The following is a 13,591-nucleotide window of genomic DNA, read 5'->3' on the forward strand; positions in this document are numbered from 1 at the left end:
CATGCCCTTGTAGGTGAGCGTTCTCGGGGCGCTCTTGTCATAGCCGGTGTTGCCGTCTTCGTTCAGGTAGTCGACCGGGTTCTGCGTGCTGTCGACGATGTCGACGCGGATCATCCGGCCCTGGCCCCAGCTGAGCATCGTCCCGGTGCCACCGCCGGACCCCGACACACTCTTGGGAACCGGTAGCCGGAAGCCGCTGCCCTGATAGAGACGCCAGCCGGCCGGAATCTGCGTGCCCGACGACGGCGGCCCGGAACTCGGCTTCGCCGGGTCCGCCGACGGCGCATCACTCTTCGCCGGCTCCTCCGGCTTGCCGCCCGACCCGTCCGGCTTGCCGCCCGGCCCCTCCGGCTTGCCGCCCGGCGCCGAAGCGGCGGGCGAGCCGAATCCGGCCCCCGTCGGGTTCGGCTCGCCCGAGTCGTCCGACCCGAACGCCTGCACCACGATGATGCCGACCAGCAGCAGGAACGTCAGAACGATGCCCAAGCCGATGGCGGCCTGGCGGCGGGTCAGCGTCGTGCCGAGGATGGTGATCCCATTGGTACGGCGGGCGACCGGCCGCATCTGCATGGGCGTCCACGCCGGACGGCTCGGCCGGGCGAACCCGGGATCCGCGTCCAGATCGCCGACCACCTGGGTGGCCGGCTCCGTCGCGGTGATGATGCGACGGCGTGGCGGCATGCTGACCACCGACGTCTTGTCCTCGTCGGCGCCGGGGCGTGGCCTGGCCGCCGGGAGCAGCAGTGACGTCTTCTCCCCCTCGGCGGCGGGCGGCGGCGGGAGGGTGACGATCGAGGTCTTGTCCTCGGCGACGGCGGGCGCGGCTGCCGGCTCCGCGGCTTTCTCCTCCGGCTCGGCCTCGGTGGCGGCCTCCGGCTCACCGGCCGCGCCGGTCTGAGCGCCGGCCGCGTCTGTCCGGGCGCTGGCGGCGCCCGTCTGAGCGGCGGCCGCGTCCGTCTGAGCGGCGGCCGCGCCCGTCTGAGCGGCGGCCGCGCCCGTCTGAGCGGCGGCCGCGCCCGTCTGAGCCCCGTCCGCGGCCGTCTGAGCACCGACGGCGTCCGCCTCGGGCGCCTCCGGCTCGTCCCCGGTCTCGGCCGGTGTCTCCGCCTTCGCCGCGTCGTCGACTGTGGCCGGAGCAGCCGTCTCCTCCGGCGTTTTCGCCTTCTCGGTTTCCGGCTTCTCGATTTTTTCGGCCGCCTCGGCCTTCTCGGGCGTGTCGATCTTCTCGGCCGTGTCAGCCTTCTCGGCCGCCTTGCCCTTCACGGCCGTCCCGGCGGGAACCACCGATGTGGCCTGTGCCTCGTCGTCGGCGGGCGGGGCGTTACGCGGGGTCACCACGGGGAAGCCGGACGTCGCCTGGGCGAGGGAACGCTCGTGCTCGGGCGCGGCCTGCTTCCGGCGGTTGGCGGCCACGTCGGCGGCGGTGAAACCGGTGCGCAGCGCGTTGGTGGGCGCGTTGCTGCCGACCGCTGACGGCATGTCCGCCGGCTCGGTGCCCGGTGCGGGCCGCCGACCGGCCGCCGGGACCTGCCCGGCGCCGGAGACCGGCTTCTGCGGGACCGCCGGACCGGTGCCGGGACGAGACGCCGGGCCCGCGCCGGGTGGCGTGGCCTGACCGATCCCGGGGCGGGGCGCCTGGCCGGAAACGGGTGGAGTCGCTTGACCCGCAGCCGGGCGTGGCGCCTGACCCGCGGCGGGGCCGGGAGCACGGCCCGTGGTCGGGCGCGGCTGCTGCGTACCCGAACGCGGAGGGGTGCCCGGTCCGGGTGGGGACGCGTGGTCCGTACCTCCGAAGGGGTTGAAATCATCGCGAACCGGAGGCGTATCGAGTCGCGTGGGGTCGAGTGGTTTGGCGCCGCGCCGCGGCATCTCCGGCGGCTGACCGCCGACCTGAGCCTTTCCGGAGGCGAAATGCGGCGGCCGTCCGTCGGCGGCGGGTGGCTGCACGACCGGAGGACGCGGATTGGGTACGACCGGAGCCGAACCCGTCGCGGTCGCCCACCCCGAACCGGGCAGAACCGGCGGGCCACCCGGTCCGCTCGGCAGCGACGGGCGCTCGCGGCCTACGCCCGGCCGGCGCATCGTCGGGCTCATCGGAAACGTGATCTTGGAACGGCGGCCGGCGGCACGCGACAGCAGCCGCTCCGCCTCCTCCGCGTTGATCCGGTGCGCCGGGTCCTTGCGCAACAGACCGTTCAGCACCGGCTTCAGCGGGCCCGCGTTGCGCGCGACCGGCACATTCTCCGTCGCCAGCGCGGCCAGCGTGGCGATCGCCGACGGGCGCGCGAACGGCGAGGCGCCCTCGACCGCGGCGTAGAGAGTGGCGCCGAGCGACCACAGGTCGGCGGCCGGACCGGCCGTGCCGTCCCGCGCGCGCTCCGGGGCGATGTAGGCCGGCGAGCCCAGCACCAGACCGGTCCGTGTCACATTCGGATCGCCGGGGACCGTGGCCAGGCCGAAGTCGGTGAGCACCACACGCCCGTCCGCGCCGAGCAGCACGTTGCCCGGCTTGACGTCACGGTGCATGACGCCGTTGCGGTGCGCGGCACGCAGAGCATTCAGCACGCCCAGGCCGATCTCGGCGGCACGCAGCGCGTTGAACGGCCCGTCCTGCGCCAGCGTGTCCTGGAGGGAACGTGAGGCCACATACTCCATCACGATCCACGGATCAGCGTCCGTGGAGAGCACGTCGAAGACGCGCACCACGTTGATGTTGTTGAGCCGGGCGATGGCGCGGGCCTCGCGAAGGGAGCGCTCACGCATCTCCTGCCGCTCGGCCGGGGTCAGCCCCGGCGGCGGCACGAGCTCCTTGATCGCGACTTCTCGGTGCAGGACGACATCCGTCGCTCGCCAGACACGTCCCATCCCGCCCTGACCGAGCGGCGCGACGAGCCGGTAACGATCAGCGACAACGAGTGGGGGAGAAGAAGACATCACGCAGAAAATACCTGGTTCTGTCGAGCGGCCGCGAATTGATCAGCCGAGTGTGGGACACGTGTCACCGGATCTCCGGGGCTCCGTCGTACGCTCGGTTGATGAATGAGGAACCGCTGGTCAGCGTCGTACGAGGAAGCCTAGACGATCATGAGGTGGCAGCGCTGGCCGCCATCCTGGCATCTCGATCCACTTCGGTCAATTGCCCCACGCCGCCCCAACCCACCTCAGACTGGCTCCGCTCCGCCCGCCCCGGAGCCCCCTTCCGGAACTGGCAGACTTCGGCCCGGCCAGGGATTCGCTGACCTTTCAGGCTCACCGGCCCATCCCCGGCCCGGCCCGCGTGCGGGACCACGCCGACGCGGACGTCCAGAACGGCAACGCGTCGCACACCCAGCCTGTCAGCCCCTGCCCATGGCTGCGAAGCCTTCACCCGGGCCAACCTCGCGACCGCCTGACTGCCACGGCCTCTCCAGGAACGCGACGTGCAGATCGAGAACCACCGGGAGCTGTCCACAGGCACGGGGTCTTCTCCCACCGGGCCCTCGAACGCAACGTGAAGAAGGGCACCTGGCGGCGACCAGATCGGCCGGACCAACGACATGGACATCGCCGGCCACGGCGGGAGCGCCACCACCGGAGCTTCGGAGATCGTCCCGAGGCAGGACTCCTCCCGATCGGGGCGACCGGCTACCAACCACAACGAAAATGGCACCGTCGAAAGAATCCGGTGGGCCGCCGCGGGTGCGGCGTGATGAACATCTCCGCTGGCAACCCGCCGTCGTTCGTCCTCAACGAAGGCGACCGTCTAGTTGGACGATGGTCGTGGCCGCCTCCGGCCAGAAATCAGACACGCTGCTGTGTTGCCCTAGCCGGGCCGCGATGCAACGCTCACCGCCGTCGTCCTTCCCGCCCTGGCCATCCGGCACCGCCTACGAGCAGGCCTCTGACAGCCGGCTCACCTTATGGGGGGCGACGTTGGCCCTCCAGCCCGCAAATCCCAGCCAACGGCGCTGAGCCGTCATCCACAGGGGGGCGGTAGGGGTGGCCAGGATTCGCTAACCTTCCAGAGTCATTCGCCGAGTGTCGATGGGGGCCGCCGATGCCTATAGACAACGAGCCTGTGTACCGGAGCTCGGTAGACAACTACGATCTCACCGACATCGATGGGATCGAGGCCGACATCGCCGCGATGGAGGAGTTCGCCGCCGGGCTGAAGGCCGACCTCGAACAGAACTACATGCCCCACGCCGACCTCGTCGCCGAGAAGATGCTCGCCGAGCCACTCAGAGCGGGCGAGTTCTACGAGTTCGACCAGTTCTTGTTCACCCACACGCAGGTCCAGGACGCGACCTTCCTCAACGTGGACAACTACGTCATCGGGACCTATCAGTTCGCCACCTCTGCCGAACAGATCAGTGCCAAGTATCGCGGCTCCGACGCATTCTCCCGCGCCAAGCTCTCGGACGTCGATGCCGCCTTCCGGACGACTGGAGGCCCGAGTGGCTCTTGACTCGGGGGGTGGCGCCGGAGACCGCCCGGAAAGATTCACCTACATGCAGGTCGACGCGATGTGGGCCATGCTGAGCTTCCATGACAACGCTCCGCATTACCAGGCGCTTGAAGGCTGGAAGCGGTCCTACGAACTTGTTCTGATGCACCGGACGCAGGTCGAAAAGTACAAGGAAAAGCTGATCACAGCGTGGCCTCCGGAGCGAAACAAGGCGGCGCGCTCGTATGTCGAGCGCCTCGACCACCTCATCGACAGCCTCACCGAGACTTATGAGGCGTCGATCACCAACTACACCGCGTACTCGAGCGCCCTGGCCGCCGTCGATGACATCAAGCGGAAGATGGACCTCATCCAGCAGGAACATTCCGCAAACACGGCAGCACTCGCCGAGTACGACGAGGATTTGAAGACTCGGCCACGGGCCTTCAGCAAGGCCGGCGCTCCGCCTCCCCCGCCGTCGCCCGTCGCCGCAGGCCGGCAGGAGGAACTGCGCCTGCAGGCCGTGAGCCTCATGACCGGCTTGACCGCCGAACTAGCCACGGCCCAGACCTCCCTGGTTGCCCCTCGGCCATACGAACCTTTGCGCATTGTCAACGACAGTAGCGAATCGGTAGGAAACGGGGGAATAAGCCCGATCCTGCCAGGCACAGCTTCGTTCCCCGCGCGCGTCACGACATCGTCGCGGGCCTCGCGACCGAGGACTCCCATTACGGCACCTCAGAGAGATCTGACTCAGTCCCGACCGGCGCAACCCTCACCCAGTAAGACACCATCTGGAGGGCCCATCCTCGGCGGAACGAAGCAGCCACAGGCTCCTTCACCAAATCTTCCGTCATCGACACCAACTACATTCACTCCAACTCCTAACTCCACCGATCCATTAAACTTCGCACCATCACAAAACCCTTCTCAATCGCCGATTTTCCCCCGCAGTCCGGCCACTAACAACACTGGGCTGGGGGCAGTTCCACCCGTCACCGGATCACGAGGAACCGCCTCGCCCCTCCATGGGGGCGTTATCGGTGGCACACCACCCATCGGGAGTTCGCCCTCCGGCCGCAGGGGCAACATGGGAGGCCTAACGCGAGGCGGGCAAAGGATTAATCCAATCGGCGGAATGATCGGACAAGAGGGCGCAGTCACACCCAGGCGAGGTGGAAGCTCTCGCAAAGAAGACGAAGCACGCTTCCTGAACTGGGATCCCGATAACCCGTGGGAAACCAACAGCGGCGTCGATCCAGTTCTGTCTCCACCTCCGGAGCAAAAGATCAACCCTGGGCCGACTATCGGTGGACGCTAAGGTGAGAATTTTCATCACGGCAACCCTTGTAGCAAATTTCGTATCTATGACTCTATTCCCAGGGCTTCCAGCTAGAGCTGATCAGATACGAGAACTGCAATGGCATGTTAATTACCTGCACCTAGAAGAGGCTCATCGGATCACTAAGGGGCGCGGAGTCATAGTCGCCGTCCCAGACACCGGCGTATCTCCCCATCTCGATTTGAAAAATAATCTCACAAAGGGGGTCGACACAAGAGCAGGCGGAGACGGGATCGGACAAAGTGACCATAATGGCCATGGCACGCAGATGGCGGGCCTAATATCTGCGCATGGGCATGGAAACAACGATGGCGTTATAGGAGTAGCCCCGGAAGCACAGATTCTTCCTATTATGTCACTGGACTCAGAGGGCCGCGGAGCGGGCGTCGAAAAGGGAATAAAATGGGCCGCACAGGCGGGCGCCGACGTTATTAACGTGTCCAGCGTCGGTGGAGCTTCTCGCCCCCTTAGTGATGCCATCGCCGCAGCAGCCCGAGCCGACTCAGTTGTGGTGGCCGGCACAGGCAATACTTCCACGAGTCCGAAATTGGGATACCCTGCCGCAATTCCAGGGGTCCTAGCAGTCGGGGCGATTGACCGAAGTGGCAAGCATGCAGATTTTTCTATCACCGGACCGAAGGTTGAGATTTGCGCCCCCGGTGTCGATATAGTATCAATCGACTTGAACGGCAAGTACTCGAAAAGCAAGGGAACGTCGAGCGCCACGGCAATCGTTTCAGGTGCGGCAGCGCTTGTGCGTGCGAAGTTTCCCGATCTATCAGCGGCTGAGGTTATACACCGTCTGACTGCAACAGCTGATGATAACGGCGCTCCAGGACGAGATGACGAGTGCGGCTACGGGGTACTCAACGTTGTGAAGGCATTGACCGCTGACGTCCCTCCGCTCAGTTCTACTGGTGGAACTGCATCGGCGGCGCCACGAACTTCCGACTCGGCTCCCGCAGGGATTTCAACGCCTTCGATAACCCCTTCGGGCACCGCGTCACCTCCTGAACCTGCTGGCTCTCAACTACCGCTTCTTGCCGGCATCGGGATCGCCACCGCCGCGGTAGGAGTACTACTAGCGATTCTGGTTCGGCGGCGACGGGCCGCCTCCTAAATGCTGCGCCCTCCAATCGAAACCATACGGATCCGCCAGGACTGGGCCGATCAGGCCACTGTCACCCTCTCCGGCAGGCAAGCGGGCGGTTTGGTGGAGAAGGTGGCTGAAACACGCTGCTTGCTCACGGTTTTACATCCGTGGGGCTTGTAGGCTCGATTGTCGTGCAGACCGACATCGCGTATCGCCTGATTCTTGCCTCGGCCAGCCCTGCTCGGCGGGCGCTGCTCACGGGGGCCGGGATCGATGCTGAGGTGATCGTCAGTGGGGTGGACGAGAGTGTCGTCGAGGCTGATGACGCCTATACGACCAGTCTTGCCCTGGCCCGGATGAAGGCTCGGACGGTGGCGGCGAACCTGCCCGCGGATCCGGCCGCCCTGGTGCTCGGGTGTGATTCTGTGCTGGCTTTCGAAGGGGAGGTCTTCGGGAAGCCGGGCAGTGCGGACGAGGCGGTCAAGCGGTGGACGGCCATGCGTGGCAAGTCGGGGGTCCTGCACACCGGGCATCACCTGACCGGGCTGGTCAGTGGGCTTCAGGCGGAGGCGGTCGGCACCACCACCGTGCATTTCGCCGATGTCACCGACGCCGAGATCGAAGCCTATGTGGCTTCGGGTGAGCCGCTTCAGGTGGCGGGGGCGTTCACGCTGGACGGGCGGGGTGGCGCGTTCGTCGAGCGGATCGAAGGGGATCCGGGCAACGTGATCGGGCTGTCTCTGCCGTTGCTGCGGAGGCTTCTCGCCGACATGAACATCCCGATCACCTCGCTCTGGCGCCGCTGAAACCAGCAGTGGCCGCGGCAAGAATGCTGACGCCGGCGGCCGAAACCATCACCGCCCCTTAAAGCACCAGCCAAAGTAGGCGAATCAGGATTAACTTACCGGTCGAAGCCGGCTGTCCGGGCTCGAACCGGAATCGGGCGGATTCATCCGACCGGAACCACCTGAGGAACCGTTAGGCTCATAGCCGTGCGGAAGATATTGATCGCCAACCGTGGCGAGATCGCCCTCCGGGTCATCCGGGCCTGCAAGGACGCCGGCCTCACGAGCGTCGCCGTCTATGCCGACAGTGACCGGGACGCGCTGCACGCGCGCCTGGCCGACGAGGCCTACGCGCTGGACGGGGAGACCGCCGCCGAGACCTATCTCCGCATCGACAAGCTGCTCGAGGTGGCGAAGCGGAGTGGCGCCGACGCGGTGCATCCGGGCTACGGCTTCCTCTCCGAGAACGCCGAGTTCGCGCAGGCCGTACAGGATGCGGATCTGACCTGGATCGGGCCGACGCCGCAGGCGATCCGCGATCTGGGCGACAAGGTCACCGCGCGGCACATCGCGCAGCGTGCCGGCGCGCCGCTGGTTCCGGGGACGGCGGAGCCGGTCGCGGGCGCGGCCGAGATCGTCGCGTTCGCGGAGGAGCACGGCCTGCCGGTGGCGATCAAGGCGGCGTTCGGCGGCGGTGGCCGTGGGTTGAAGGTGGCGCGGACGCTGGAGGAGATTCCGGCATTGTTCGAGAGCGCGACGCGCGAGGCGGTGGCCGCGTTCGGGCGGGGCGAGTGTTTCGTGGAGCGCTATCTGGACCGGCCCCGGCATGTGGAGGCGCAGGTTCTGGCGGACACGCACGGCACGGTGGTGGTGGTCGGCACGCGGGACTGCTCGTTGCAGCGCCGTCATCAGAAGCTGGTCGAGGAGGCGCCGGCGCCGTTCCTGAGTGACGACCAGCGGAGGAAGATCCACGACAGCGCGAAGGCGATCTGCCGGGAGGCCGGCTATCACGGCGCCGGCACCGTCGAGTATCTGGTGGGCCAGGACGGGACGATCTCGTTCCTTGAGGTGAACACGCGTCTGCAGGTGGAGCACCCGGTCAGTGAGGAGACCACCGGCATCGATCTGGTGCGGGAGCAGTTCCGGATCGCGGCGGGCGAGCGGCTGGCGTTCACCGAGGATCCGGCGCCGCGCGGCCACGCGATCGAGTTCCGGATCAACGGGGAGGACGCGGGGCGCGGTTTCCTGCCGGCGCCGGGCACGGTCACCCGACTGGAGTGGCCGTCGGGGCCGGGGGTGCGGGTCGATTCGGGTGTCACCGAGAAGGATGTGGTCGGCGGCAACTTCGACTCGATGCTCGCGAAGATCATCGTGACGGGCGCCACCCGGGCCGAGGCGTTGGAGCGGTCGCGGCGGGTGCTGGACGAGACGGTGATCGAGGGCATCGCCACGGTCCTGCCGTTCCACCGGGCGGTCATCCGCGACGAGGCGTTCACCGGCGAGCCGTTCACCGTGCACACCCGCTGGATCGAGACGGAGTGGGTCAACGAGGTGCCGCCGTTCGCGGCGCCCGCGGCGCCGGACGGCGAGAAGGAGGAGCGCGAGACCGTCGTGGTCGAGGTCGGCGGGCGGCGCATCGAGGTGCGGCTTCCCAAAAACCTCGGAGGGGGTACGGCCACTGCTCCCGCCCCGAGGCGGACACCGTCCCGTGCCGGGGGCAAGGCGCAGGCCAAAGCCCCGACCGGCGGTCTGGCCGCCCCCATGCAGGGCACGATCGTGAAGGTGGCCGTGCAGAACGGTGACGAGGTCGCCGAAGGCGACACGATCGTCGTGATCGAGGCGATGAAGATGGAGCAGCCGTTGCAGGCGCCGAAGGCGGGCACCGTGGCCGGCCTGTCGGTGGAGCCGGGCACGACGGTCACCGCCGGCACCGTGATCTGCGAGATCAACTAGCCGCGGAGACTCCAGCTCTGGACGTGGAGGAGCGGGCCGCCGATACGGGACCTACCGACGGCCCGCGGCCTCGCGCCGGCACTGCGGCACGGGCAGGTCAACGGTACGCCGGGTCCCGGGGACGGACGCAAACCGGGCGCGGGTCCGGATGCCCGGCCGTAGCGTGTCCCGCATCACCGCGGAGAGTGCCGGGCTGGGCGCATGCTGTCAGCACAGCGCTTTCTCAGCCGCTCTCACGCAGAATGCCGGAGACCCCGAAGCCGCGAGGTGGCCGTACCGATGATCGATCTGCCGACCGTGTTGGCGACGCCGGCGTGGGCCTATCTGGCCCTGTTCGCGTTGCTCGCGGTCGACGCGCTGGTCCCGGTGGTGCCCACCCAGGCCGTGATGATCACTTCCGGCGCCCTCACGGTCTACGGCGATCTCGACCTGGCCCTGGTGATCACGGTCGGCGCGCTGGGCATGTTCGCCGGTGACGGCATCGCGTTCGTGCTGGGCCGCTCGACCGGTTCCCGGCTGAGCGTCCTGGCGGCCCGGTTCACGCCGCCGCTGGGGGAGCCCGAGTCCCGGACCAGGCGGGCGGCGGAGCGGTTCACCCGCGGGCTGCGCCGGCCGGGTCCGCTGGTGGTGCTGCTGTGCCGGTTCGTGCCGGGCGGCCGGATGGCGTCCGGGTACAACGCGGGCCGCACCGGCTACCCGATCCGCAGTTTCGTCGGGTATGACGGCGCGGCCGCGCTGACCTGGGCCGCCTACGGCGGACTGGTCGGGCACCTCGGGGGCACCGCGATCACCCAGTCCGCCTGGCGGCTGTTCGCCCTGGCCGCCGTCGCCGCGCTGGTCTTCGGCACGGCCGGCTGGGCGCTGGCCCTCTTCGGGAGCGGGCCGGACGCTACTGGATCTCGTGCAGCATCAGCTGACGTGCCGCTTCCGCGATCGACCCGGAGAGCGACGGGTAGATCGTGATGGTGTGCGCCAGCTGATCGACGGTCAGGTTGTTCTCGATCGCCATGGTGATCGGCAGGATCAGCTCGCTCGCCTTCGGCGCCACCACGACGCCGCCGACGATCTGCCCGGTCGCCGGTCGGCAGAATAGTTTCACGAATCCGTCCTGCAGCCCGGACATCTTGGCCCGCGCGTTGCCGGTCAGCGGCAGCATCACCTGGCGGGCCGGGAAGCGGCCGGAGTCGACCTCGTTCTGCGACACGCCGACGGTGGCCAGTTCCGGGTCGGTGAAGACGTTCGCCGACACGGTCCGCAGCCGCAGCGGTGCGACGGCCTCGCCCATGGCGTGCCAGATGGCGATCCGGCCCTGCATGGCGGCGACGCTGGCGAGCGGCAGGACGCCGGTGCAGTCGCCGGCGGCGTAGATGCCGGGCACGTTGGTACGCGACACCCGGTCCACGGTCACGTAGCCGCCCTCGGAGACGTCCACCCCGTACTCCCGCAGACCCAGCTCGGTCGTGTTGGGGATGGCGCCGACCGCCATCAGGCAGTGCGAGCCCTCGACGATGCGCCCGTCGGAGAGCGTCACCCGTACCCCATCGCCGGTGTTCTCGACCGCGTCGCCCCGGGACTGACTGAGAATGGTCATGCCCCGCTCACGGAAGACCCGCTCGATCGCCATCGCGGCGTCGGCGTCCTCGTGCGGCATGACCCGCTCGCGGCTGGAGATGAGCGTCACCTTCACACCCATCGCCAGGTACGCGCTGGCGAACTCGGCGCCGGTCACGCCGGAGCCGATCACCACGAGATGGCTGGGCAGCTCCTCGAGGTCCCACACCTGGCGCCAGTCGAGGATCCGCTCGCCGTCCGGCCGGGCCGTGGACAGCACCCGCGGGGTGGCGCCGGTGGCCAGCAGCACGGTGCTCGCCTCGACCGGGTAGGTCTCCGCGCCCTCCGGGGTGATCAGCACCTGATGGGTATGCCCGAGGCGGTCCTCACCGAGCCGCGCCCGGCCGCGGACCACGTTCACCCCGGCCTTGATCAGCTTCGTCTGGATGTCACCGGACTGGGCGAGCGCGAGTTTCTTGACCCGCTCGTTCACCGCTTTCGCGTCGACGCTGACTCCGGCCAGGCCGGAGGACCGGATCCCGAACCGCTCCTCGTGGCGGTAACCGGTCATCACCTCGGAGCTGGCGATGAAGGTCTTGGAGGGCACGCAGTCGGTGAGCACACACGCGCCGCCCGGACCCTCCGCCTCGACGAGCGTGACGTCCGCCCCGAGTTGCGCCGCGACCAGAGCCGCCTCATATCCGCCCGGTCCGCCACCGATGATCACGATCCGACTCACGACAAACCGACCTCCAAAAACCATTAGACGTGCCGACACGCACTCCTCATATTCTCACCACCGCTCGCTACGACTATCGTCGTCGCCGTGCGTCACTACGCCGCGTATGGCTCGAACATGGATCCGGCCCGCATGCTGGCCTACTGCCCACACTCGCCGATGGTCGGCGTGGGGTGGGTGGAGGGCTGGCGCCTGACCTTCGCCGGTGAGGGAGAAATTGGCTGGGAGGGGGCGGTGAGCACGATCGTCGAGTCACCCGGCGACCGGGTCTTCGTCTCGCTCTACGACGTCCACCCGTGGGATGCGTCACAGCTCGACGAGGTCGAGGGGGTGACTGCTGGGGCGTACCAGAAGGTGACCGTCCGTGTATCGACGCTCGACGGTGACGTACCCGCATGGGTCTACGTCTTCGCCGGCTACGAGGGCGGCCTGCCGACCGCGTGGTATCTGTCGGAGATCGCGAACGCGGCCGAGAAGGCCGGCGCGCCCGACGACTACGTCGCCGATCTGCGCGGCCGGCCCACCGGTACGGCGTCGCCGGAGCCCTAGGCCGGCGCCTCGACCGCCGCGTCGACGGTCGTACGGTAGATGTTGGCCCGGTACAGCGCGTCCATGCCGACCTTGAAATACAGGCTCGCGGCATCGGTCGGGTTGGCCAGGTCGACACCGAGACCGGCCTTCGGCCGCCCGTTGGCGGCGTAGGTGGCGAAGGCGCGGCGCAGCAGGGCCTCACCGACACCCCGCTTGCGGTACGCCCGGAGCGTCGCCAGGTGCTTCACCCAGCCCTCGTCGGTGTCCTCGCCGCCGTCGCTGGACTGCAGGGCGCCGACGATCCGGCCGTCCGCCTCGGCGACGAACCACTCGTCGAACGGCACGCCGGGCTTGGTGACCTGGCCGAGCCAGCCGTCGAACGGGATCGCCAGGTGGTCGGAGTCGACGAAGGCGTCCTCGATGACCGCGTGGAAGGCCCGCATCTCGGCCTCGTCGTCGTGCCGGACCGGGCGGACCGTGATGCCGGCCGGCGGCTCGGGCACGGCCGGGGAGAAGCCGTCGAGCGACATCTGCATCCGGGCGAACTGCTTGAGGAAGACGAATCCGGCGTCGGTCAGCGCCTGGATCAGCTCGGTCTCGCCGGGGATCGCGCCCGCCCGTACCTCGTAGACCGGGTGGCCCAGCTCCGCGGCCCGCTCGGTCATCCGCACCATCAGCATTTCGAGCAGCGGTTTCAGGGCGGGCAGGCCGCGGCCGGGCCAGAAGTAGACGTTGGCCATGTCCCGGTCCCGGCCGGTGGAGTTGCCCGGGAAGGACCAGCCGACGATCGTGCCGGTGTCGTCCAGGGCGAGCAGGCAGTCCCGGGCCATGTCGGTGTTCGGCGTGGTGAGGTCTTCGCGCACCTCGTCGGCGGTGTAGTCGGGCTCCCCCACCGCGGCGATGTCGCTGGCGTGCACCAGTTCGAGGATCGCGGGCACGTCGTCGAGGGTGGGCCGGCGGGTGGTCCAGCCCTGGGGAAGTTCCGTCATGTGGGCATCGGACCACGGCGCCCGCGGCCCTGCCAACCGAGTTTCGCGGGCCGCCACGAGCGCCTACCATGGCCGCATGCAGCCGCGCCGTGAGTCGATGATGCGCCCCTTCCCGGGGCTCCTCGCCGTGCGCTGACCACTTCACACGAGCAGGCCCCGTCTCGGCGGGGCTGTGGTTCGGC

The 13,591-nt window shown here is 68.5% G+C and carries 10 protein-coding genes and 1 pseudogene; 8 read left to right on the top strand and 3 right to left on the bottom strand.

The features are described 5' to 3' along the window. Window positions 1–1,662: 1,662 nt before the first annotated feature. Window positions 1,663–2,934, bottom strand: a pseudogene (locus BM290_RS30045) (serine/threonine-protein kinase); the annotation flags it as partial. Window positions 2,935–3,035: 101 nt separating this feature from the next. Here BM290_RS30045 and BM290_RS30050 point away from each other — a divergent pair. From BM290_RS30050 to BM290_RS30075, 7 genes are all read left to right on the top strand, one after another. Further along, the gene (locus tag BM290_RS30050) at window positions 3,036–3,239 is read left to right on the top strand and encodes an acyl-CoA carboxylase subunit epsilon (RefSeq protein ID WP_093619368.1); all 204 of its coding nucleotides are present in this window, start codon (window positions 3,036–3,038) and stop codon (window positions 3,237–3,239) included. Between the two features lie 797 nt (window positions 3,240–4,036). Continuing rightward, window positions 4,037–4,447 (top strand): hypothetical protein, encoded by a 411-nt coding sequence (locus BM290_RS30055; protein ID WP_143134001.1) that lies wholly within the window; start codon window positions 4,037–4,039, stop codon window positions 4,445–4,447. A 43-nt stretch (window positions 4,448–4,490) separates the two neighbouring features. Next, the gene (locus BM290_RS47590; protein ID WP_143134002.1) at window positions 4,491–5,747 is read left to right on the top strand and encodes a hypothetical protein; all 1,257 of its coding nucleotides are present in this window, start codon (window positions 4,491–4,493) and stop codon (window positions 5,745–5,747) included. 46 nt (window positions 5,748–5,793) lie between these two features. Beyond that, window positions 5,794–6,888 (top strand): type VII secretion-associated serine protease mycosin, encoded by a 1,095-nt coding sequence (gene mycP, locus BM290_RS30060; RefSeq protein ID WP_093619263.1) that lies wholly within the window; start codon window positions 5,794–5,796, stop codon window positions 6,886–6,888. Window positions 6,889–7,052: 164 nt separating this feature from the next. After that, a complete protein-coding gene (locus tag BM290_RS30065) occupies window positions 7,053–7,667 on the top strand; it encodes a Maf family protein (RefSeq protein WP_093619264.1) in 615 nt (204 codons plus the stop codon). Between the two features lie 186 nt (window positions 7,668–7,853). Continuing rightward, the gene (locus BM290_RS30070) at window positions 7,854–9,599 is read left to right on the top strand and encodes an acetyl/propionyl/methylcrotonyl-CoA carboxylase subunit alpha (protein WP_093619265.1); all 1,746 of its coding nucleotides are present in this window, start codon (window positions 7,854–7,856) and stop codon (window positions 9,597–9,599) included. 279 nt (window positions 9,600–9,878) lie between these two features. After that, entirely contained in the window at window positions 9,879–10,562 is a 684-nt protein-coding gene (locus tag BM290_RS30075) for a DedA family protein (protein ID WP_093619266.1), read from the top strand. On the opposite strand, the gene BM290_RS30080 is transcribed toward BM290_RS30075, so the two are convergent. Continuing rightward, window positions 10,489–11,889 (bottom strand): NAD(P)H-quinone dehydrogenase, encoded by a 1,401-nt coding sequence (locus tag BM290_RS30080; protein WP_093619267.1) that lies wholly within the window; start codon window positions 11,887–11,889, stop codon window positions 10,489–10,491. The genes BM290_RS30075 and BM290_RS30080 overlap by 74 nt on opposite strands. 87 nt (window positions 11,890–11,976) lie before the next feature. Here BM290_RS30080 and BM290_RS30085 point away from each other — a divergent pair, with 87 nt between their 5' ends. Next, on the top strand, window positions 11,977–12,438 hold the full coding sequence (locus tag BM290_RS30085) for a gamma-glutamylcyclotransferase (protein WP_093619268.1): 462 nt from the start codon (window positions 11,977–11,979) through the stop codon (window positions 12,436–12,438). Here the strand turns inward: BM290_RS30085 and BM290_RS30090 are convergent. After that, on the bottom strand, window positions 12,435–13,409 hold the full coding sequence (locus BM290_RS30090; RefSeq protein ID WP_093619269.1) for a GNAT family N-acetyltransferase: 975 nt from the start codon (window positions 13,407–13,409) through the stop codon (window positions 12,435–12,437). The two genes, BM290_RS30085 and BM290_RS30090, sit on opposite strands and share 4 nt — an antisense overlap. Between the last annotated feature and the right edge of the window lie 182 nt (window positions 13,410–13,591).

The organism is Actinoplanes philippinensis, assembly GCF_900113015.1.
GTDB lineage: Bacteria > Actinomycetota > Actinomycetes > Mycobacteriales > Micromonosporaceae > Actinoplanes > Actinoplanes philippinensis.

Bases quoted from the DNA above. Each gene is read 5' to 3' on its own strand.
- BM290_RS30050 (WP_093619368.1), top strand. From the start codon at position 3,036: ATGAATGAGGAACCGCTGGTCAGCGTCGTACGAGGAAGCCTAGACGAT.
- BM290_RS30055 (WP_143134001.1), top strand. From the start codon at position 4,037: ATGCCTATAGACAACGAGCCTGTGTACCGGAGCTCGGTAGACAACTAC.
- BM290_RS47590 (WP_143134002.1), top strand. From the start codon at position 4,491: ATGCAGGTCGACGCGATGTGGGCCATGCTGAGCTTCCATGACAACGCT.
- mycP (WP_093619263.1), top strand. From the start codon at position 5,794: ATGACTCTATTCCCAGGGCTTCCAGCTAGAGCTGATCAGATACGAGAA.
- BM290_RS30075 (WP_093619266.1), top strand. From the start codon at position 9,879: ATGATCGATCTGCCGACCGTGTTGGCGACGCCGGCGTGGGCCTATCTG.
- BM290_RS30090 (WP_093619269.1), bottom strand. From the start codon at position 13,409: ATGACGGAACTTCCCCAGGGCTGGACCACCCGCCGGCCCACCCTCGAC.